This is a genomic window from Lysobacter sp. A378 (assembly GCF_054052125.1).
The window spans coordinates 963,601-983,584 of the sequence record NZ_JBSVRK010000002.1 but is presented as its reverse complement, the minus strand read 5'-3'; the positions used below and the strand labels follow the sequence as shown (position 1 = coordinate 983,584).

Sequence of the window (19,984 nt, the reverse complement as noted above, 5' to 3'; positions counted from 1 at the left end):
GCTGTGTCCCTGCAATTGCGACATCCCATCGGCCCGACTACTCTGAAGCACGAATCCCTCTTGTTGCCATCCATGTCCGTGAATGCCTGTTTTCCGCGCGCTGCGGCGCTGCTTGTCGTCTCCTTGTTGGTGTTGGTCCCGTTGGATGCAGGCGCGATTTCCAGTCGGGACCAGGCGGCCGTTGATGACATCCATCAGCGCATGCAAGTGGCGGAGTCCGGCTACCGTGACGCGCTGGTCAAGATCGGCAACGCCGACCCGGCGGGTCCTGTACAGGCCAATACGGCGCTGGAAGACATGGAGGACGTGGTTGTGGCTTGCGCGGCGCAGCGGGGGTGCTCGGTGCCGTCGTTGCTGACGTCCTACGAGCGTCTGCTCAAGCTCAACGCCGACCTGGAAGCCGATGAGGACCTGCTGGTCGAGGAGTCTCTGGCGCAGCGGGAGGTCGGGCACCACATCGCCCCGTCGGTTCTGCCCACCGCCCCCGGCACGGTGTCCGGCGACGTGCCGGAAGCCGCCCGTGCTGCCAGCTTGCTGGGGGCCGACAATGGCCACCACTTCGACCGGATGGTCCAGTACAACCCGGCCGTCCAGGAGGGGATCCGACGCTGGTTGACCGACATGCGCGGCGCGTTCCTGACCAGTTTTGAGAATTACCAGTACATGCGCCACCTGATGTGGCCGCAGTACCAGCGTGCCGGACTGCCGGAGGCGTTGTTGTTCGGCATCCTGGCCAAGGAGTCCAACGGCCGCGTGCATTCCACCTCGCGCGCTGGCGCGGCCGGGCCGATGCAGTTCATGTACGCCACCGGCCAGCGTTTTGGCCTGGGCGACGACGGCACCGGCTTCGATACCCGCTACGACCCGTATGCGGCCTCCGAGGCCAGCGTCGCCTATCTCAACGAGCGGATGGGTGAGCTCAATCGTGATATCGAACTGGCGCTGGCGGCGTATAACGGCGGCGAAGGGCGGGCGCGGCGAATCCACCAGGCCAACCCCGGCAAAAGCTTCTGGCACGAGGATGTCTACCATCAGTTTCCGCCGGAGACACGGGACTACGTGCCGATGGTGATTGCGGCAGCCTGGCTGTTCCTGCATCCCAGGGAGTACGGGTTGACCTTGCCGAAGCTTGATCCGGAGCCCTCACAGCTGCGGCTGGAACAGCCTGCGTCGATCTACCAATTGACCATTTGCCTGGGCAATCGGCGCGCGCGCGAGGGCTACATGCGGGTATTGCGCAACCTCAACCCGCGTTATCGCGCCGATGACTGGCTGCCCGCCGGCACCGTCCTGGAGGCCACCAACCGGATCGTTGGCTTGTACAAGCGCCAGTGCGTGGATGGCCGGCTTGCGGACGTGGCGCGCGAACTGGTGGCCAGTGACCCGGCAATGGCCATCGTGAGCGGGCAGGTTGCGCCTGCGGCCCAGATGGGACCGTTGGTGCCTGCTGCGGTTTCGTCAGCGCTCCCGGTAGCGGCGGACGCGCCACGGCACTACCAGGTCCAGCGCGGCGAGACAGTGGCCTCGATCGCGAAGAAGTTCCAGTGTGACGTGGGTGAACTGGTGCGGGCCAACGACATCAAGGGTCCGCAACATCGGCTTCGTCCCGGGCAATCGCTCGCCCTTGCCGGTTGTCGCGGCTGACAGAAACTCAGCCGCGCAGGGTCGCCAGCCGCTGGCCAAGCCGTACCGGCGACTCCGCCAACAGCCCCGGCGCCAGTTCGGCGACACCGGGCGGCAGCAACACGATCACCGTTGAGCCGTAGTTGAACCGGGCCATTTCCTCGAAGCGTGCCACGGTAATGTTCTCGCCGCGGTAGTCCTTGTGCTTGATGGCGTGGCCGTAAGCCGGGATCTCCTCGCCGCTCCACACGGTCTCCACCCCCGACACCAGCATCGCGCCGACCATCACCATGGCCATCGGGCCGAACTCGGTGTCGAAATGGCAGGCCAGCCGCTCATTGCGGGCAAACAGGCGCGGCACGTGTTGCACTGCGGCCGGACCGACGCTGAACAACCGTCCCGGTACGTGCACGGTCTCGCGCAACTGCCCGCTCCATGGCATGTGCACGCGGTGGTAGTCCTTCGGCGACAGGTACACGGTCGCAAACAGGCCGCCGTCGTATGCCCGCGCCGCCTGCTCGTCACCCAGCAGTTCCGCGGCAGTGAAGGACTGGCCCTTGGCCTGGAAGATCCTGCCGGCATCCTCACCCGCGCTGCCGATTGGCCCGCATTGGCTGATGCGCCCGTCCGCCGGCATCAGCAACGCGCGCGGATCGGGATCGGCCACGCGGACCCCCGGCTTCAGGGCGCGGGTAAAGAATGCATTGAAGGTCGGGTAGGCACTCGGATCCGACTGCAGCGCCTCATCGAGATTGACCCCGAACCTGCGCGTTACCGTGTCGATCAGCCACTGCTTGGTGCGTGGATGGTCGGAGTAGGCGATCCGTCGTGCCAGCCCGGAAAGCAGGCGATGCGGCAGCAGGTGGGTGACGCGGGTGGCCAGGCTCATCGCTCAGGGTGCCGCGGCGCTGGTGAGCGCGGCCATGTCGGCGGCGATCGCATTGGGTTCGAAGGGTGGTTGCAGTACACCGGCCATGCGTCCCTGGGGATCCAGCACCGCCATCGTGGCGCTGTGGTCGACCGAGTACTGGTTGGAGGGCGCGCCATCTTCCGGTGGCACCTTGGCGAACACCAGGCTCAACGAGCGGGCGAAATTCTCCAGCGCCGGGATGTCGGCAGTGGCGGCAAGCGTGTCGCGGTGGAACGCATTGGCGTACTCGCCAATCCGGTCCGGGGTATCGCGCTCGGGATCGACCGAGATAAACAGCACCCGCGGGCGGATCGCGTCGGGGATCGACTCCCATTGCTGCTGCGCCTGCGCCATCTGGGTCAGGGTCAGCGGGCAGACGTCCGGGCAGTGGGTGAAACCCAGGAATACCAGGGTCCAGTGGCCCTTCAGTTCGCCGGGCACCAGCTGGGTGGCGTCGGACTGGCGCAGGCTGAAGTCGGGCAGGGTGCGTGGCGGATCGAACAGGCTCACCGCCCGGGTCTCCGGCCAGGACGGAGAACCCGACTGGCTGAAATAGCTTTGCGAGGCCCACAAGCCCAGCCCCATGGCGACTGCGATGACGAGGATGATGATGGTGTTGCGGTTGAACATGGTTGACCGTCTTGAGGCGAAGGCAACGCCCATGATAGCGGGCCGTAGCGGCTATAATTGCCCCCCATCCGTCGAACCCTTCGCCATGACCGTCGAACGCGCCGATTTCGGCTCCGCCTGCTTCGAGCAAGTCTCGATCATCGACCTGATCCGTTTTGGCGGTAGCCGCTTCGGCCACGCCGGCCTCGCGTTCGGCCACAGCTACGACAACGCCCTGGATGAGGCGACCCAACTGGTACTGCACGCGCTGCGGATGCCGCACGACCTGAGCCCGGTGTATGGCGCCTCGCGGGTGACCAGCGACGAGAAGCGCGAGGTGCTGGCGCTGTTCGAGCGTCGCATCAACGAGCGTATCCCGGCGGCCTACCTGACCGGTGAGGCGTGGTTTGCCGGGCTGAGTTTCAAGAGCGATCCGCGCGCGCTGGTACCGCGTTCGCCAATTGCCGAACTGATCGAGGCCAGCTACGAGCCCTGGTTGGGTGGGCGCGAGATCCATCGGGTCCTGGATCTGTGCACCGGCTCGGGCTGCATCGCCATTGCAACGGCCCACTACCATCCGCAGTGGCACGTCGACGGGGTCGACATCGACGACGACGCGCTGGCACTGGCGACCGAGAACAAGGCGCGCCTGCTGGCCGACAATGTCACCTTGCGCAAGTCGGACCTGTTCCGTGACCTGGACGGCGAGGTCTATGACCTGATCGTGACCAACCCTCCCTACGTGACCAACGACGAGACCGACGCGCTGCCGGCCGAGTACGTCCACGAACCCGAGCTGGGCCTGCGGGCCGGCGACGATGGGCTGGACCTGGTGCTGGAGATCCTGTGCGATGCGCCCAGACATCTTTCCGAAGCTGGCGTACTGGTGTGCGAGGTGGGGGAAGCGGAGCATGCCCTGGTGGCGCTGCTGCCGGAGTTGCCGCTGGCGTGGGTCGAGTTCAAGGTGGGCCAGATGGGCATCTTCGTGGCCGAGCGCGCGGATCTGCTCGCCCACCATGCGAGGATCAAGGCCTTGGCCCATGTCCGGCGTCGGGTCAGCACGGAGTAGCCATTGGCCAGCAACACCTTCGGGAAATTATTCGCGGTCACCACCTTCGGCGAGAGCCACGGGCCGGCCATCGGTTGCGTGATCGATGGGTGCCCGCCCGGCATCGCGATTGCCGCGGACGACTTCCGTCACGATCTCGCCCGTCGCGCCACCGGCAAGAGCCGCCATACCTCCGCCCGGCAGGAAACCGACGAGATCGAGATCCTCTCGGGCGTGCATGAAGGGGTCACCACCGGGACCCCGATCGCGCTGTTGATCCGCAACACCGATGCGCGCAGCAAGGATTACGCGAAGATCGCCGAGCAGTTCCGTCCCGGTCACGCCGACTACACCTACTGGCAGAAATACGGCATCCGCGACCCGCGCGGTGGCGGTCGCTCGTCCGCGCGTGAGACCACCATGCGGGTCGCCGCCGGGGTGATCGCCAAGAAGTGGCTGGCTGACCGATACGGCGTGCGGGTGCAGGGACTGCTGTCGCAGATCGGTGATATCACGCCCGACGCCATTGACTTGTCGGTAGTCGAAGACAACCCGTTCTTCTGGCCGGATGCCGCGCAGGTGCCGGCGCTGGAGGCGTACATGGACGCGCTGCGCAAGTCCGGTGATTCGGTCGGTGCGCGGATAGACGTCATCGCCGACGGGTTGCCACCGGGGTGGGGCGAGCCGATCTACGGCAAGCTCGATGGCGAGTTGGCCGGCGCGTTGATGAGCATCAATGCGGTCAAGGGCGTGGAGATTGGCGACGGGTTCGCCTGCATCGGGCAGAAGGGCACCGAGCATCGCGACGCCATCCGCCAGTCGGGGTTCGAATCCAACCACGCCGGCGGAATCCTTGGCGGCATCAGCACCGGCCAGCGCCTGCGTTGTTCGGTCGCGTTCAAGCCCACGTCCAGCCTGCGCCTGCCGGTGGACAGCGTGGACGTGCATGGCGACCCGGTGGAGGTGGTCACTACCGGCCGCCACGACCCCTGCGTCGGCATCCGTGCCACGCCGATCTGCGAGGCGATGGTCGCGCTGGTGCTGATCGACCAGGCGCTGCGCCACCGTGCGCAATGCGGCGATGTCGGCGATGTTTCGCCGCGCATCCCGGGCGCCGCGTCCGAATGATGTTCCTTCCTACTTCCCAGGTAATTCGATGAGCAAGACCGTGAACGTAGCTGTCGTTGGCGCCACCGGCGCTGTCGGCACCGCGATGCTGAAGATCCTTGCCGAGCGTCAGTTCCCGGTCGGTCAGCTGCATGCATTGGCCAGTGAGCGCTCCGCTGGCGAGAAGCTCGAGTACGGCGCCCGCCAACTGGTCGTGCAGGATCTGGCCACGTTCGATCCGGCCGGGGTGGATATTGCCCTGTTCTCCGCCGGCGGCGAGGTGTCGAAGCTCCATGCGCCCAGATTCGTCGCTGCCGGCGCGGTGGTGATCGACAACTCATCGGCATTCCGCCAGGACGACGACGTGCCGCTGGTGGTGTTCGAGGTGAATCCGCAGGCCGCGCGCAGCCGGCCACGCGGGATCATCGCCAATCCGAACTGCTCGACCATGCAGATGCTGGTGGCCCTGGCGCCGATCCACCGTGCCGTGGGCATCGAGCGCATCAACGTGGCGACCTACCAGTCGGTGTCGGGCACCGGCCAACATGCGCTGGAAGAGTTGGGCCGGCAAACCGCCGGGATGCTCAATTTTCGCGAGGTCGAGGCGAAGGTCTATCCGGTGCAGATCGCGTTCAACGTGATTCCACAGGGTGGCGAGTTCACTGACAACGGCTACACCACCGAAGAGATGAAGCTGGTCTGGGAAACCCGCAAGATCCTCGACGATGACTCGATCGGGGTGAACGCGACCGTGGCCCGGGTACCGGTCTTCTTCGGCCACTCCGAGGCCTTGCATATCGAGACCGGTTCGAAGCTGACGGCGGCAGATGCGCGCAAGCTGCTGCAAGACGCGCCCGGGATCGAGGTGGTCGACGAGCCGGTGGATGGCGGTTACCCGACGGCGGTGACCCACGCCTCCGGCACCGATCCGGTGTATGTCGGTCGCATCCGCGAGGACATGTCCCATCCGCGCGGGCTTTGCCTGTGGGTGGTGGCGGACAATATCCGCAAGGGTGCGGCGCTCAATGCCGTCCAGCTGGCCGAGTTGGTCATGGCCGAGTTGGCATCGGGCGAGCTGGCACAAGGTGAATAAGTTGGTGATCACGCGGCCATGCGCATTGCCGGCAGTGCGCGCGGCCGTTAGAGTCGCGATCAGCGGTTAGTCGGGGGGTGACGGTGAAGCGATTCATGCGCGTGGTACTGGTAATGATGCTGGCGCTGGCCAGCAGCTCGGTGGCTGCGCTGGGCCTGGGCCAGATCGAGGTGAAGTCCAAGCTGGGCGAGCCGTTGCTGGCGGAGATTTCAATCATCTCCAACGATCCGAGCGAACTGGAGCAGTTGCGGGTCGGGTTGGCGTCGCCGGAAACGTTTGCACGCGTGGGGCTCAGCCCGCCCGAAGGGGTGGTTGCGGGACTGCAGTTCGTGTCCGCGCTGGATGCTGCCGGCAACCCGGTGATCCGGGTGACCAGTACCCAGCCGATCACCGAATCGCTGCTGACTTTCCTGGTCGAGGTCGACTGGGGCCAGGGCCGGATGGTCCGCGAGTACTCGACGCTGCTGGACGCGCCGCGCACCGTGTCGGCACCGTTGCAGCCACAGGTCAACGCACCGGTGGTGACGCCGTCCAACACGATCTTGCGTCCGTCCGAATCCGCGGCACAGGGCGAGGCTCCGGATGCCGCCGCCAATGCGAATGCCACGGCCGCGGAGCCGGCAGAGCCGGCCAATGCGATCGCAACGACGCCCACGTCTGTCGCGACCACGGCCGTGCCCGCTGCGCCTGCGGCCAGACGCAACCCCGCCGAGGTCCGGGCCGGAGATACGTTGTCGGAGATCGCACAGCAGCTGGATCTTGGCGGCAATCTCAACCAGACCATGATCGCGCTGTTACGGTCCAATCCGGAGGCCTTCATCGGCGGCAACATCAACCTGCTCAAACAAGGCGTGGTGTTGCGGATCCCCGATGCCGCCGAGGTGTTGGACATCGACGCTGCCCAGGCGATGGCGAAGGTCCGCGAACAGACCCGGGCCTGGCGGATGGCCAGCCAGCCGGTGCCACAACCGACCCTGGTCGATGGTGAAGGCGAACCCGACCCGGCCTCCGCCGCGGAGGCAACGACGACGTCGGCCGCAGCCAGCGGTGCGCGGCTGCAAATCGTTCCGCCGGGCGCCAGTGACGCGACCCGGACGGGGCCACAATCGGGCATCAGTGCCGGAGGCGAAGGCGACATGGTGCGACAACAACTGCAACAGACAACCGAGACGCTGGCCGCACGCGATGCGCAACTGGCAGACATGGAGAGCCGGATCGCTGAACTCGAACAGCTTCAGGTCGACCAGCAGAACTTGCTGACCATGAAGGACAGCGAGTTGACCGCGGTGCAGCAGCAACTTGCACAGGCCCAGGCGGCCGAGGCTGGCGGTGCGGTTTCCGGGTTGCCCTGGATCCTGGCCGGCATTGGGTTGCTGGTGCTGGTATTGCTGGGCGCCTGGTGGTCGCGTCGGCGTGCCGTCGCGGTACCGAAGTTCCGTGTGCCTTCGACCACGGCCCAGGCGCCATCGACTTTGGCCAGCGGTTTCCCCGATAGCCGGAGTCCATCCCGGTCCGATAGTGCGCCGGACGAGCCGAAACCGCTGAACCACAATGCGGTCGCCGGTTCCCAGCCGTCGCCGCCAAAGGTGCCGGTGGGTTCAACTGACTCGTCATCGGTGGCCGGGGCCGCGGCAGTGCCGGTCTGGCATGCGGGGTCGGGTGATCAAAAACTGAATCGTCCTTCATCCGCGCCCGCTACCGACACGGATTTCGATGTCGATGCGCCCGGGTTGGAACGACTGGAGCTGGCTCGTGCCTACCTTGAGCTGGGTGACCGCGACAGCGCCCGCCAACTGCTGGACGAGCTGGTGCTCAGCGGTGACGAGGCTACCCGCCAGCAGGCGGCGCAACTGCTGCGCGAGATCGGCCAGGAGCGGTGATTCCGGAACCGTTACCGACCTCGTTGCAACGTTGGGCGCTGGGTCTCGAGTACGACGGTGGCGGGTTTTCCGGCTGGCAGCGGTTGAACAAGCCCGGCCAGCCCGAGCGACGTAGCGAGCCGACCATCCAGGCCGCGCTGGAGAAGGCCTTGTCGTTTGTCGCCGACGTGCCGATCACGGCGGTCTGCGCGGGCCGGACCGACGCCGGGGTGCACGCGTCCGCCCAGGTGGTCCACTTTGATGGTCCCGCGCAGCGCGAGCCCCGTAGCTGGGTGCTGGGCACCAGCAGCCGGCTCCCGCCCTCGGTCTGCGTACGCTGGTGCGTGCCGGTTCCGTTCGAGTTCCATGCCCGCTACTGTGCCCGCGCCCGGCGCTACCAATACCGGATACTCAACCGCACGATGCGGCCCGCCCTGCATCGCCAATACCTGAGTTGGGAGCGCCTGCCGCTGGACGCCGGGGCGATGCATGAGGCGGCCCAGGCACTGCGGGGCATGCATGATTTTTCTGCGTTCCGGACCGTGCACTGCCAAGCCCCGCATCCGCGACGTGATTTGCAGGACATCAGCGTCACCCGACACGGCGACATCGTGACGATCGAGGTGCAGGCGAATGGATTTCTGCACCATATGGTCCGCAATATCGTTGGCAGCCTGTTGCCGGTAGGCCGTGGCGAGCGGCCGGGAGAATGGATCGCGCAATTGCTGGCCGGCCGCGATCGCGCGCTGGCCGGCCCGACGGCCCCTTCCGCCGGGTTGGTTTTTCTCGGGCCACGCTACCCTGCACAATGGTTGCTTCCTGCCGAAGTCACATTGTGAGGGCCGTATCGTGAGCCGCATCCTGTTCCGCACCCGCGTGAAGTTCTGTGGCCTCACCCGCCCCGGTGACGTGCGGTTGGCGTGCGAGCTGGGTGCCGATGCGATCGGGTTCGTGTTTGCCAGCCAAAGCACGCGTCGGGTTGCGCCGCAGCAGGCGCGCGCGATGCGGCAGGCGCTGGCGCCGCTGGTCGATGCGGTCGCGTTGTTCAGTGACAACCCGGCCGATGAAATCCGCCAGGTCGTGCGCCAGGTCCGCCCGAGCCTGCTGCAATTTCACGGCAGCGAGGACGACGTCTTCTGCAGCGCCTTTGGCGTCCCGTACCTGAAGGCGATCCCGATGGGCAGTCCGATTGCGCGGGAGCATCCGGTGATGCTGCATCGCAGCTATCCCTCTGCCGCCGGCTTCCTGTTCGACAGCCACGACGTCGGCGGCGCCGGTGGCAGCGGCAAGGTATTTGACTGGCGGCGGATTCCGGCCGGTGTGCAGAAGCCATTCGTGCTCGCCGGCGGGTTGTCGGCCGACAACGTATTCGACGCGATCCAGGCCGCCTTGCCGTGGGGCGTGGACGTGTCCAGCGGCATCGAGAGCGCGCCGGGTGTGAAAGATGGCGACAAGATGCGACATTTCGTGGAACAGGTCCGGCGTGCTGACTGTTTCCAACCAGAGTGACCCAGCCAGAGTGACCAGCCAGGCTGATACCAGCCAGACTGACCTGCGCCAGCTGGCGCGGTGACCGATTACCCTCCCGGCGATGACGCCGGGCCTAAAGACGAGCGATAAATGCCCCTCCAATCTCCCCCAGGCCGGTTCGCTGCCATCGCGGCGATAAACCCTTCCAGCCCCACCTCTGCGGCGCCCCCTGACGCCGTTGATTACCACGCCTTTCCTGACGCATCCGGACATTTCGGCCGCTTCGGCGGGCGCTTCGTGGCCGAGACCCTGGTCGGTCCCTTGCAGGAGCTGGCAGCCGCCTATGACGCCGCCCGCATCGACCCGGATTTCGTGGCCGAGTTCGAGCGCGACCTGGCCCATTATGTTGGCCGGCCCAGCCCAATCTACCACGCACAGCGGCTGAGCCGCGAGGTCGGCGGTGCGCGCATCCTGCTCAAGCGCGAGGACCTGAACCACACCGGCGCGCACAAGATCAACAACACCATCGGCCAGGCACTGCTGGCCAGCCGCATGGGCAAGACCCGGATCATCGCCGAGACCGGTGCCGGCCAGCACGGCGTTGCATCGGCCACCGTGGCGGCCCGTCTGGGGCTTGAATGCGTGGTCTACATGGGCGCGACCGACATCGAGCGGCAGAAGATCAATGTCTACCGGATGCAGTTGCTTGGCGCGACAGTGGTGCCGGTGAGCAGCGGTTCGGCGACCTTGAAGGACGCCCTCAACGAGGCCATGCGCGACTGGGTCACCAACGTCGCCGACACGTTCTACATCATCGGCACCGTCGCCGGACCCGACCCGTACCCACGCATGGTGCGCGACTTCAACGCCGTGGTCGGGCGCGAGGCGCGCGAGCAGATGCTGGCCGAGTACGGTCGCCTGCCGGATGCCATCACCGCCTGCGTCGGCGGAGGCAGCAACGCCATCGGGATTTTCCATGCATTCCTGAATGACCCGGGGGTGCGGATCGTCGGTGCCGAGGCGGCGGGCGAGGGCATGGATACCGGTCGCCATGCCGCGTCCCTGGCGGCGGGACGGCCGGGGGTGCTGCACGGCAACCGCACGTATCTGTTGTGCGATGACGATGGCCAGATCATCCCCACCCATTCGATCTCGGCCGGCCTGGACTACCCGGGCGTCGGCCCGGAGCACGCGTTCCTGAAGGAAACCGGGCGCGCCGACTATATCGGCGTCACCGATGACGAGGCGCTGCAGGCCTTCCACCAGTTGATCCGTACCGAAGGCATCCTGCCGGCGCTGGAGTCCAGCCATGCGGTCGCCCAGGCGGTGAAGCTGGCGCGGGAGCTGCCCAAGGACGCGATCGTGCTGTGCAACCTGTCCGGTCGCGGCGACAAGGACGTGCACACCATCGCGGCGCGCGAGGGGATGGTGCTATGAGCCGTATTGCAAGCCGTTTTGCCAAGTTGAAATCCGACGCCCGTAAAGCGCTGGTGCCCTTCATCACCGCCGGTGATCCGTCGCTGGAGGCGACCTTGCCGGTGATGCACGCCCTGGTGGCCGCCGGGGCCGACGTGATCGAGATCGGCGTTCCATTTTCCGACCCGATGGCTGATGGACCGACCATCCAGCACAGCTCCGAGCGTGCGCTTACGCGTGGCGCCGGGATGGATTATGTCTTCGAGACGGTGCGGCGGTTCCGCGAAACCGATGATGAGACGCCGGTGGTGTTGATGGGCTACCTCAACCCGGTCGAGGTCCGTGGGCCCGAGCGCTACGCCGCCCAGGCTGTGAGCGCCGGCATCGACGGTGCGTTGCTGGTTGACCTGCCGCCCGAGGAGGCCGCCGAGTACCGGCTCGCGTTTGCGGCGTGCGGACTGGACATGATCCTGCTGGCGGCGCCCACGACCTCGCCGGCACGCATGGATCAACTGTGCGAGCTGGCGACCGGGTATCTCTACTACGTCAGTTATGCCGGCGTCACCGGGGCCGACCATCTGGATTCGGGCGCGGCCAGTGAACGCCTGGGTGCCATCCGGGCACGCGGCACGGTGCCGGTAGTGGCCGGCTTCGGCATCAAGGATGCGGCCAGCGCTGCGGCAATGGCGAGCCAGGCCGACGGTGTCGTGGTCGGCAGCGCACTGGTCGCGGCGATGTCAGGGGCGGACGACCCGGCCGACGCGGCGCGGCGCGCGGGCGCCTTCCTGGCGCCGTTGCGGCAGGCTATCGATGGATCGGGTCCGGCCTGAGGGCGCGCTGCGCTAAACTCGCATGTTGGCCGGCGACCCCGGCTCCCGCCACCCGCTACAGGAAATCTCGTAAACGCATGTCCTGGCTCAAGAAATTAATGCCGTCCGGCATCCGGACCGATGCCGCTGCTGCCAAGCGTCGCAGCGTGCCCGAAGGCTTGTGGGAAAAGTGCGACCGGTGCGGCGCGGTGCTGTACCGGCCGGAACTGGAGGAGAACCTGGAGGTCTGCCCAAAGTGCAACCATCACCGGGCGATCCGTGCCCGGGTACGGCTCAAGGCCTTGTTCGACCCTGGCAGCACCAGCGAGATCGCCGCCGAGCTTGCGCCGGTCGATGTGCTCAAGTTCAGGGATCAAAAGAGGTACTCGGACCGGCTCAAGGCCGCACACAAGTCCACCGGCGAACGCGACGCGCTGGTGGCCTTGCGCGGCACGCTCAAGCAGCGTCCGCTGGTCGCCTGCGCGATGGACTTCGCCTTTATGGGCGGCTCGATGGGCTCGGTCGGCGGTGAGCGCTTCGCCCGCGCCGCCGAGCAGGCGCTGGCCGATGGCTCGCCCCTGGTGTGTTTTTCCTCCAGTGGCGGCATGCGCATGCAGGAAGGCCTGTTCTCGTTGATGCAGATGGCCAAGACCTCCGCGGCGCTGGGGCGCTTGCGTGAAGCCGGGCTGCCCTACATCTCGGTGATGACCAATCCCAGCTTCGGCGGCGTGTCGGCGTCGTTCGCGATGCTTGGCGACATCAACATGGCCGAGCCGGAGGCGTTGATCGGTTTCGCCGGCCCGCGCGTGATCGAGCAAACCGTGCGCGAGACGCTGCCTGAGGGCTTCCAGCGCGCCGAGTTCCTGCTTGAGCACGGTGCGATCGACCAGATCTGCGACCGTCGCGAGATGCGCGACCGGCTTGCCGACTTGTTGGCGATGATGATGAAACAACCCCAGCCGCAGGACGATGCCGAAGTCGTGGCATGACGTCACATGGCATGACGTGAGTGAAATCTGATGAGTCGTAAATATTTTGGTACCGACGGCATCCGTGGCCGGGTCGGCGAGGGCGCTATTTCCGCCGACTTCGTACTGCGGCTGGGCAACGCTTACGGGTTTGCGCTCAAGCGCGCGGCGCAGGGCGAGCGCGCGTGGCGCAAGCCGGTGGTGATCATCGGCAAGGACACCCGGATCTCGAACTACATGTTCGAGGCCGCGCTGGAGGCGGGTCTGGTCGCGGCCGGCGTCGATGTGCAGTTGATGGGGCCGATGCCGACCCCGGCGGTCGCCCACCTGACCCGCTCGATGCGCGCTGACGGCGGGATCGTGATCTCCGCGTCGCACAACCCGCATTTTGACAATGGCATCAAGTTTTTCTCCGCACATGGCGAGAAGCTGGACGACGCGACCGAGTTGGCGATCGAGGCCTCGCTGGAGGAGCCCTTCAGTACCGTGCCCTCGGAGGAACTGGGCAAGACCGAGCGCACCCGCGACGCGATCGGTCGCTACGTGGAGGCCTGCAAGAACTCCGTGCCCAAGGGTTTCGACCTGGGCGGCATGCGCATCGTGGTGGATTGTGCCAACGGTGCGACCTACCAGCTGGCCCCGTTGGTGTTGCGTGAGCTGGGTGCCCAGGTTGACGCAATCGGGGTCGAGCCCAACGGCCTGAACATCAATGACGGGGTCGGTTCGACCCACCCGCAGGCGCTGGCCCGACGGGTGCGCGAGACCGGCGCGGTGCTGGGCATTGCGTTTGATGGTGACGGTGACCGGGTGATGTTCGTCGACCGCCAGGGCGAGGTTTGCGATGGTGACGACCTGCTCTACGTGTTGGCCAATGACTGGCGCCAGAGCGGTCGCCTGCGCGGCCCGGTGGTCGGTACGGTGATGACCAATTACGGACTGGAGCGCGCGTTCGAGAGTGAAGGGATTGGTTTTGTCCGGGCCAAGGTCGGCGATCGCCACGTACACCAGCAACTGGTCGCGCATGGCGGGGTGCTGGGCGGGGAAGCTTCGGGCCACCTGCTGTGCCTGGACCAGAGCGGTACCGGCGATGGCATCGTCAGCGCGTTGCAGGTGCTGGAGGTGCTGCATCGTCGTGGTGTCGAGCTGGCCCAAGCGTTGGCCGGGCTGGAAAAGGTGCCCCAGCGGACCGTCAATGTCCGCTTCAGCAATGGCACCCGTCCTGCCGAGGCGCCATCGGTGCAGGCGGCATTGGCCGACGCGCAGCTGGCGGTAAAAGGGCGCGGACGTGCATTCCTGCGGCCCTCGGGCACCGAGCCGGTGGTTCGGGTCACCGTCGAGGCCGATGGTGCCGAACTCGTGCAATCCACGCTCGACCGCCTGGCCGAGGCCGTGCGCCAGGCCGCGAAGCAGGGCAGCCCCCAGGAAAAGTAGTTCGCGCTGCGTTCCACACAGCGCTTCATTGCAATGGACAGGACATGAGCCAGACCCGCATCCCCGTTTTCGACATCCGACGCTTCGATGATCCGGCGCAACGTGACGGATTCGTCGCGCAGCTCGGCGATGCCTACCGCGAATGGGGTTTTGCCGGGATTCGCGGCCATGGCATCCCGGCTGACCGGATCGCCGAAAGCTACGACGTGTTCCAGCGCCTGTTTGCGCTGCCCGACGACGTCAAACGCGGGTATCACGTCGCGGGCGGCGGCGGCGCGCGTGGCTACACGCCGTTCGGCGTCGAGACCGCAAAGGGCGCCGTCCATCATGACCTGAAGGAGTTCTGGCATATCGGTCGCGAGATCCCGCGCGACTCCAGGTACGCAGGCGTCATGCCGCCCAATATCTGGCCGTCGGAGATTCCCGAGCTGCATCGGATCGCCTATGGCCTGTATCAGTCGCTTGACCGGCTGGGCGCGAAGGTGCTCAGCGCGTTGGCGTTGCATATCGACCTTCCGGCGGATTGGTTCGACGACAAGATCGACTCCGGCAATTCGATCCTGCGGCCGATCCACTACCCCCCGATCACCTCTGTCCAGGTGCCCAACGTGCGCGCGGGTGCGCACGAAGACATCAACCTGATCACGTTGCTGGTGGGTGCCAGCGCCGCAGGCCTGGAGGTGCTCTCACGCAGCGGGCAATGGGTGCCGTTCACCGCTGAGGCCGACACCATCGTGGTCAACATTGGCGACATGCTGCAGCGTTTGACCAACCACGTGTATCCCTCGACCACCCATCGGGTGGTGAACCCCATGGGAGAGGCGGCGCGCCAGCCACGCTACTCGGTTCCATTCTTCCTGCACCCGAATCCCGACTTCCTGATCGACGTGTTGCCCGGCACGATCAACGCCGACAACCCCAGCCGTTATTCCGAGCCGATCAGCGCGCAGGGTTACCTGGACCAGCGTTTGCGTGAAATCAATTTGAAGTAGTCCCGTCGCTGGCTGGTCCCGCAACCGGCGCAGTGGGTACTGGGGTAGAATCGCGTTCTTCAAAACCGCGGTTTTTACAATCGCGGCTTTCAACATCGGAGTTGGCATGGCTCGTCGCAAGATCGTTGCAGGGAACTGGAAGTTGCACGGTGATCGTCATTTCGCCGCGGAATTGCTGGATGCCATCAGCGCTGCGAGCGTGCTGCCCGGGGTCGAGCGGATCATCCTGCCGCCCATGCCTTATCTGGGTGAACTGGTGACTCGCTATGCAAGCCGCGGATTGGCATTTGGCGCACAGGACGTCAGTCGCAACCAGAAAGGTGCGTACACCGGTGAGGTTTCCGCGGCAATGCTGGTCGATGTCGGCGCGCGCTATGGCCTGGTGGGTCATTCGGAACGGCGCCAGTACCACAACGAAACCAGCGAGCTGGTCGCCGAAAAGTTCCTTGCGGCCAAGGCTGCCGGGCTTGCTCCGATCCTCTGCATCGGCGAGAGCCTGAGTGAGCGGGAGGATGGGCAGACCGAGTGGCGGCTGCAAGAACAGCTGGCCCCGTTGCTCACCGACGGTGCCGGTGCGTTCGATGGCGCGATCGTGGCCTACGAGCCGGTATGGGCCATTGGTACCGGCAAGACCGCGACTCCGGAGCAGGTGCAGGCGGTTCATGCATTCATCCGTAGCGAAGTCGCTGCCCACGATGTTAGAATCGCTGACTCGCTGCCGATCCTGTACGGCGGCAGCGTGAAGGCCGACAATGCCGCCGCACTGTTTTTACAGGCGGACGTCGATGGCGGCCTTATTGGCGGCGCCGCACTGGCAGCTGCCGACTTCAACGCCATCGCGGCTGCGTTGGTGCCCTGACCGGTTCCGGTTCACCCCGGACGATTGACTGAAGAGCTTTCCGATGCTGTTGTTCCTCAACGTCATCTATTTGATTATCGCGATCGCCATGATCGCCATGATCCTGATGCAACGCGGCGCAGGTGCGCAAGCGGGCGCAGGGTTTGGCGGCGGTGCGTCGGCGACCGTGTTCGGCGCGCGCGGTGCATCGAGTTTCCTGTCCAAGTCGACCAAATGGCTGGCCATCACGTTTTTCTGCATCAGCATGTTCATGGCGTGGCAGGCTACCAAGGTGCTCGGCCCGGCCGCGGCAAGTCAGGATCTTGGCGTGATGTCGCAGGTGCCGGTTGCGCCCGCACTGCCCCAGGAGAATGCGGCCGTTCCCGCGCCCATTCCCGCAGCGCCGGAGCAGGCGACACCCGTGCCCGTGCAGGCCCCGATCGATGCCGACGGCGTGCCAGCAGTCCCCGCCGACGCAGAGACACCGAAACCCGTCGGCAACTGAGGCAGCGCGATACAATTGGAGCAAAGTGACGTCCGGCATGGAGCGCCGGGTGTCCGGTCATGATGACCAAAAACCGTCGTTGCCCAGTGATGGGGCGCGGAGTCAGGGATGAAGGAGGTTTTGGAGATTGTGCCCAGGTGGCGGAATTGGTAGACGCACTACCTTGAGGTGGTAGCGGCTTAGGTCGTGGGGGTTCGAGTCCCCCCTTGGGCACCACTCCAGTTTGCATTAGTCAACGGTACCTACGCAGTCTGGTGCCGCCGAGCCAAGTCCGCGTTCGCGCGGCGTAGCCGAGAGAGAACGGAAGTGCTGGGCGAATATCTGCCGACCCTGTTGTTCCTTATTGTCGCCACCGGTATTGGCGTGGTGCTGTTGGTCGCCGGCTACGTGCTCGGCCCCAGGCGCCCGAGTCTGGCCAAACTGTCTCCTTATGAATGCGGATTCGAAGCATTCGAAGATGCGCGCATGCAGTTCGACGTGCGCTACTACCTGATCGCGATCCAGTTCATCATCTTCGACCTGGAGATCATCTTCATCGTGCCGTGGGCAACGGTATTCCGGGATCTTGGCCTGGTCGGCCTGGTCGAGATGGCGATCTTTGTCAGCATGTTGCTGTTGAGCTTCATCTATGTTTGGAAGAAAGGGGCGCTGGAATGGGAGTGAGTGAGACCATCTCGGGTCTGATGCACAATCCGGTACCGGTAGGGCGCCTGGATGACATCCTGCTCCCCGAGGCTGACAACCCGTTGATGCAGCAGGGTTTCGTCACCACCAACCTGGATGCGCTGTGGAACTGGGCGCGAACCGGGTCGATGTGGCCGGTGTCGTTCGGCCTGGCCTGTTGCGCGGTGGAAATGATGCACGCCGGCGCGGCGCGCCTGGACCTGGACCGTTACGGCGTGATCTTCCGCCCGTCACCGCGCCAGTCCGACGTGATGATCGTGGCCGGCACGCTGGTCAACAAGATGGCCCCGGCGCTGCGCAAGGTCTACGACCAGATGCCCGACCCCAAGTGGGTGATCTCGATGGGCAGCTGCGCCAACGGCGGCGGCTACTACCACTATTCCTACTCCGTCGTGCGCGGGTGCGACCGTATCGTGCCGGTGGACATCTACGTGCCGGGTTGCCCGCCAACGGCCGAGGCGCTGGTGTACGGCATCCTGCAACTGCAGAAGAAGATCCGTCGTGGCACCAACTTTGGTGGGGCCAAGCAGGGTGTGCGGGATGAATGAGTCCGTTGCAGCCTATGCCGATCGCTTGCGCGAGCGTTTCGCCGATGGCCTGGTGACGGTGGCGGAGCCGCGTGGCGAGATCACCCTGGATGTCGATCCGACCCAGTGGCTGGCGGCGGCGCTGGCGTTGCGCGACGAGTTCGGTTTCGAGCAGTTGACCGATGTCAGCGGCGTCGACTACCTGAGCTACGGCAGCGATGAGTGGAATACCGAAGCCACGTTCGAGGGATTCTCGCGCGGCGTCGAAGGCAAAGGCCCGGGGCGCTTTGTCTGGGGCGAGTCGCCCAACGGTGCGGCCGACGCGCCGGATCGCCGGTTTGCCGCGGTCGCCCACCTGTTGTCCTACCAGCACAACCGACGGCTCCGCCTGCGCACCTTTGCCGCGGACGACGCGATGCCGGTCGTGGACTCGCTGACCTCGGTCTGGGCGGGCGCGAACTGGTTCGAGCGTGAGGCGTTCGATCTGTTCGGCATCATTTTCGAGGGCCACCCGGACTTGCGCCGGATCCTTACCGATTACGGCTTCATCGGTCACCCGTTCCGGAAGGACTTCCCGCTGATCGGCAACGTCGAGGTCCGCTACGACGCGGAGAAGAAGCGCGTGATCTACGAACCGGTATCGATCGAGCCGCGGGTATTGGTGCCGCGGGTGATCCGCGACGACTCGCGCTACCAGACCGCTGTCAGTGAATCGGCGGCCCGTCGCGAGGTCAAGCCATGAGCACGCCCACCCACCAGATGCCGCTGGTCAACCAGACCCGACTCGACCCCAGCCCCATTTCCGGGTTGAAAGGCAGCCCGGAGATCCGCAACTACACCATGAACTTCGGCCCGCAGCATCCGGCCGCCCATGGTGTACTGCGCCTGATCATGGAAATGGACGGCGAGGTCGTGCAGCGTGTCGACCCGCATGTGGGCTTGCTGCATCGCGGTACCGAGAAGCTCGCCGAGTCCAAGCCGTTCAACCAGTCCATCGGTTACATGGACCGGCTCGACTACGTGTCGATGATGTGCAACGAGCACGCCTATGTGCGGGCGATCGAAACCCTGCTGGACATCGAGGTGCCGGAGCGCGCGCAGTACATCCGCACCATGTTCGACGAGATCACCCGGCTGCTGAACCACCTGATGTGGCTGGGCTCCAACGCCCTCGATCTGGGTGCGATGGCGGTGATGCTGTACGCGTTCCGCGAGCGCGAGGAGCTGATGGATTGCTACGAGGCGGTGTCCGGGGCGCGCATGCATGCGACCTACTACCGCCCCGGCGGTGTCTTTCGCGACCTTCCGGGGCAGATGCCGCGTTACAAGGAGTCGCCGTGGCGCAAGGGCGCCAAGCTCAAGCGCTTCAATGACTGGCGCGAAGGCTCGATGCTCGATTACCTGGAAGCGTTCTGCAACGACTTCCCGCATCGCGTGGACGAGTATGAAACCCTGCTGACCGACAACCGGATCTGGAAGCAGCGCACGGTCGGAATCGGCGTGATCAGCCCGGAGCTGGCCAAGGCCTGGGGCATGACCGGCGTGATGTTGCGCGGCTCGGGTGTTGCCTGGGACCTGCGCAAGAAGCAGCCGTACGCGAAGTATGCGGAGATGGATTTTGATATCCCGCTGGGCACCGAAGGTGATTGCTACGACCGTTACCTGGTCCGTATCGCCGAGATGCGTCAATCGACCCGGATCATTCAGCAGTGCGTCAAATGGCTGCGGGTGAATCCCGGCCCGGTGATGGTCGACAACTACAAGGTGCGGCCGCCAGAACGCGAGGAAATGAAGGAGTCGATGGAAGCGTTGATCCATCACTTCAAGTTCTTCACCGAGGGTTACTGCGTGCCCGCTGGCGAGACCTACTGCGCAGTGGAGGCACCCAAGGGCGAGTTTGGCTGCTACCTGGTATCGGATGGCGCCAACAAGCCTTTCCGGGTCAAGTTGCGCGCGCCTGGTTTCGCGCATCTGTCGTCAATGGACACGGTCGTCCGGGGCCATATGCTGGCCGACGCCGTGGCGATGATTGGTACCTATGACCTCGTGTTCGGCGAGGTGGATCGCTGACCGTGGCGATCGCTGAGGATTTGAA

20 protein-coding genes and 1 tRNA gene are annotated in these 19,984 nt (G+C 65.5%); 19 read left to right on the top strand and 2 right to left on the bottom strand.

From position 1 onward, the window contains the following. The first annotated feature begins 72 nt into the window (after positions 1 to 72). Positions 73 to 1,644 (top strand): transglycosylase SLT domain-containing protein, encoded by a 1,572-nt coding sequence (locus tag ACW7G1_RS10350; RefSeq protein WP_456979633.1) that lies wholly within the window; start codon positions 73 to 75, stop codon positions 1,642 to 1,644. 7 nt (positions 1,645 to 1,651) lie between these two features. Here ACW7G1_RS10350 and asd read toward each other — a convergent pair whose 3' ends face one another. Together asd and ACW7G1_RS10340 are read right to left on the bottom strand one after the other, a co-directional pair. Beyond that, positions 1,652 to 2,512 carry an archaetidylserine decarboxylase gene (asd, locus tag ACW7G1_RS10345; protein ID WP_456979632.1) on the bottom strand — a complete coding sequence of 287 codons (861 nt, stop codon included), beginning with the start codon at positions 2,510 to 2,512 and terminating at the stop codon, positions 1,652 to 1,654. A 3-nt stretch (positions 2,513 to 2,515) separates the two neighbouring features. Then, positions 2,516 to 3,163, bottom strand: a complete 648-nt coding sequence (locus tag ACW7G1_RS10340) for an SCO family protein (protein ID WP_456979631.1) — start codon at positions 3,161 to 3,163, stop codon at positions 2,516 to 2,518. Between the two features lie 85 nt (positions 3,164 to 3,248). Between ACW7G1_RS10340 and prmB the strand changes: the two genes are divergently transcribed. The 18 genes from prmB (at position 3,249) to ACW7G1_RS10250 (ending at position 19,959) form a co-directional block, all read left to right on the top strand. Continuing rightward, positions 3,249 to 4,211: a 50S ribosomal protein L3 N(5)-glutamine methyltransferase gene (gene prmB, locus ACW7G1_RS10335; protein ID WP_456979630.1), complete on the top strand. Its 963-nt coding sequence runs from the start codon at positions 3,249 to 3,251 to the stop codon at positions 4,209 to 4,211. Between the two features lie 3 nt (positions 4,212 to 4,214). Next, on the top strand, positions 4,215 to 5,318 hold the full coding sequence (gene aroC, locus ACW7G1_RS10330; protein WP_456979629.1) for a chorismate synthase: 1,104 nt from the start codon (positions 4,215 to 4,217) through the stop codon (positions 5,316 to 5,318). Positions 5,319 to 5,346: 28 nt separating this feature from the next. Next, positions 5,347 to 6,390 (top strand): aspartate-semialdehyde dehydrogenase, encoded by a 1,044-nt coding sequence (locus ACW7G1_RS10325; RefSeq protein ID WP_456979628.1) that lies wholly within the window; start codon positions 5,347 to 5,349, stop codon positions 6,388 to 6,390. A gap of 95 nt (positions 6,391 to 6,485) precedes the next feature. Then, the gene (locus ACW7G1_RS10320; protein WP_456979627.1) at positions 6,486 to 8,270 is read left to right on the top strand and encodes a type IV pilus assembly protein FimV; all 1,785 of its coding nucleotides are present in this window, start codon (positions 6,486 to 6,488) and stop codon (positions 8,268 to 8,270) included. A 23-nt stretch (positions 8,271 to 8,293) separates the two neighbouring features. Beyond that, positions 8,294 to 9,088 carry a tRNA pseudouridine(38-40) synthase TruA gene (truA, locus tag ACW7G1_RS10315; protein ID WP_456979626.1) on the top strand — a complete coding sequence of 265 codons (795 nt, stop codon included), beginning with the start codon at positions 8,294 to 8,296 and terminating at the stop codon, positions 9,086 to 9,088. A 10-nt stretch (positions 9,089 to 9,098) separates the two neighbouring features. Further along, positions 9,099 to 9,758 carry a phosphoribosylanthranilate isomerase gene (locus ACW7G1_RS10310; RefSeq protein WP_456979625.1) on the top strand — a complete coding sequence of 220 codons (660 nt, stop codon included), beginning with the start codon at positions 9,099 to 9,101 and terminating at the stop codon, positions 9,756 to 9,758. 111 nt (positions 9,759 to 9,869) lie between these two features. Next, on the top strand, positions 9,870 to 11,156 hold the full coding sequence (gene trpB, locus ACW7G1_RS10305) for a tryptophan synthase subunit beta (protein ID WP_456979624.1): 1,287 nt from the start codon (positions 9,870 to 9,872) through the stop codon (positions 11,154 to 11,156). Next, positions 11,153 to 11,965 (top strand): tryptophan synthase subunit alpha, encoded by an 813-nt coding sequence (gene trpA / locus ACW7G1_RS10300; protein WP_456979623.1) that lies wholly within the window; start codon positions 11,153 to 11,155, stop codon positions 11,963 to 11,965. The genes trpB and trpA overlap by 4 nt, the downstream gene beginning before the upstream one ends. Before the next feature lie 77 nt (positions 11,966 to 12,042). Next, positions 12,043 to 12,933, top strand: a complete 891-nt coding sequence (gene accD, locus ACW7G1_RS10295) for an acetyl-CoA carboxylase, carboxyltransferase subunit beta (protein WP_456979622.1) — start codon at positions 12,043 to 12,045, stop codon at positions 12,931 to 12,933. Positions 12,934 to 12,960: 27 nt separating this feature from the next. Continuing rightward, the gene (glmM, locus tag ACW7G1_RS10290) at positions 12,961 to 14,343 is read left to right on the top strand and encodes a phosphoglucosamine mutase (protein WP_456979899.1); all 1,383 of its coding nucleotides are present in this window, start codon (positions 12,961 to 12,963) and stop codon (positions 14,341 to 14,343) included. A gap of 44 nt (positions 14,344 to 14,387) precedes the next feature. After that, a complete protein-coding gene (locus ACW7G1_RS10285; RefSeq protein ID WP_456979621.1) occupies positions 14,388 to 15,335 on the top strand; it encodes an isopenicillin N synthase family dioxygenase in 948 nt (315 codons plus the stop codon). A 106-nt stretch (positions 15,336 to 15,441) separates the two neighbouring features. Next, positions 15,442 to 16,194 carry a triose-phosphate isomerase gene (gene tpiA, locus ACW7G1_RS10280; RefSeq protein ID WP_456979620.1) on the top strand — a complete coding sequence of 251 codons (753 nt, stop codon included), beginning with the start codon at positions 15,442 to 15,444 and terminating at the stop codon, positions 16,192 to 16,194. A gap of 43 nt (positions 16,195 to 16,237) precedes the next feature. Then, positions 16,238 to 16,678, top strand: coding sequence for a preprotein translocase subunit SecG (gene secG / locus ACW7G1_RS10275; protein WP_456979619.1), 441 nt, complete (start codon positions 16,238 to 16,240; stop codon positions 16,676 to 16,678). 131 nt (positions 16,679 to 16,809) lie between these two features. Then, positions 16,810 to 16,894 (top strand) — tRNA-Leu (locus ACW7G1_RS10270). 90 nt (positions 16,895 to 16,984) lie between these two features. After that, positions 16,985 to 17,341, top strand: a complete 357-nt coding sequence (locus tag ACW7G1_RS10265; protein WP_456961725.1) for an NADH-quinone oxidoreductase subunit A — start codon at positions 16,985 to 16,987, stop codon at positions 17,339 to 17,341. Continuing rightward, positions 17,332 to 17,910: a NuoB/complex I 20 kDa subunit family protein gene (locus ACW7G1_RS10260; protein ID WP_456961724.1), complete on the top strand. Its 579-nt coding sequence runs from the start codon at positions 17,332 to 17,334 to the stop codon at positions 17,908 to 17,910. Before ACW7G1_RS10265 ends, ACW7G1_RS10260 begins: the two co-directional genes overlap by 10 nt. Beyond that, complete coding sequence (locus ACW7G1_RS10255) at positions 17,903 to 18,631, top strand: NADH-quinone oxidoreductase subunit C (RefSeq protein WP_456979618.1); 729 nt, start codon at positions 17,903 to 17,905, stop codon at positions 18,629 to 18,631. The genes ACW7G1_RS10260 and ACW7G1_RS10255 overlap by 8 nt, the downstream gene beginning before the upstream one ends. A 98-nt stretch (positions 18,632 to 18,729) precedes the next feature. Further along, positions 18,730 to 19,959, top strand: a complete 1,230-nt coding sequence (locus ACW7G1_RS10250) for an NADH-quinone oxidoreductase subunit D (RefSeq protein WP_456979898.1) — start codon at positions 18,730 to 18,732, stop codon at positions 19,957 to 19,959. Positions 19,960 to 19,984 lie beyond the last annotated feature (25 nt).

What these genes read in the sequence shown, in the direction of transcription:
- ACW7G1_RS10340 (WP_456979631.1), bottom strand. Translation starts at nt 3,163, where the DNA reads ATGTTCAACCGCAACACCATCATCATCCTCGTCATCGCAGTCGCCATG.
- secG (WP_456979619.1), top strand. Translation starts at nt 16,238, where the DNA reads ATGCTGTTGTTCCTCAACGTCATCTATTTGATTATCGCGATCGCCATG.
- ACW7G1_RS10250 (WP_456979898.1), top strand. Translation starts at nt 18,730, where the DNA reads ATGAACTTCGGCCCGCAGCATCCGGCCGCCCATGGTGTACTGCGCCTG.
- accD (WP_456979622.1), top strand. Translation starts at nt 12,043, where the DNA reads ATGTCCTGGCTCAAGAAATTAATGCCGTCCGGCATCCGGACCGATGCC.
- ACW7G1_RS10350 (WP_456979633.1), top strand. Translation starts at nt 73, where the DNA reads ATGTCCGTGAATGCCTGTTTTCCGCGCGCTGCGGCGCTGCTTGTCGTC.
- ACW7G1_RS10255 (WP_456979618.1), top strand. Translation starts at nt 17,903, where the DNA reads ATGAATGAGTCCGTTGCAGCCTATGCCGATCGCTTGCGCGAGCGTTTC.
- asd (WP_456979632.1), bottom strand. Translation starts at nt 2,512, where the DNA reads ATGAGCCTGGCCACCCGCGTCACCCACCTGCTGCCGCATCGCCTGCTT.
- ACW7G1_RS10325 (WP_456979628.1), top strand. Translation starts at nt 5,347, where the DNA reads ATGAGCAAGACCGTGAACGTAGCTGTCGTTGGCGCCACCGGCGCTGTC.
- trpB (WP_456979624.1), top strand. Translation starts at nt 9,870, where the DNA reads ATGCCCCTCCAATCTCCCCCAGGCCGGTTCGCTGCCATCGCGGCGATA.
- ACW7G1_RS10320 (WP_456979627.1), top strand. Translation starts at nt 6,486, where the DNA reads ATGCGCGTGGTACTGGTAATGATGCTGGCGCTGGCCAGCAGCTCGGTG.
- trpA (WP_456979623.1), top strand. Translation starts at nt 11,153, where the DNA reads ATGAGCCGTATTGCAAGCCGTTTTGCCAAGTTGAAATCCGACGCCCGT.
- tpiA (WP_456979620.1), top strand. Translation starts at nt 15,442, where the DNA reads ATGGCTCGTCGCAAGATCGTTGCAGGGAACTGGAAGTTGCACGGTGAT.
- prmB (WP_456979630.1), top strand. Translation starts at nt 3,249, where the DNA reads ATGACCGTCGAACGCGCCGATTTCGGCTCCGCCTGCTTCGAGCAAGTC.
- ACW7G1_RS10260 (WP_456961724.1), top strand. Translation starts at nt 17,332, where the DNA reads ATGGGAGTGAGTGAGACCATCTCGGGTCTGATGCACAATCCGGTACCG.
- ACW7G1_RS10285 (WP_456979621.1), top strand. Translation starts at nt 14,388, where the DNA reads ATGAGCCAGACCCGCATCCCCGTTTTCGACATCCGACGCTTCGATGAT.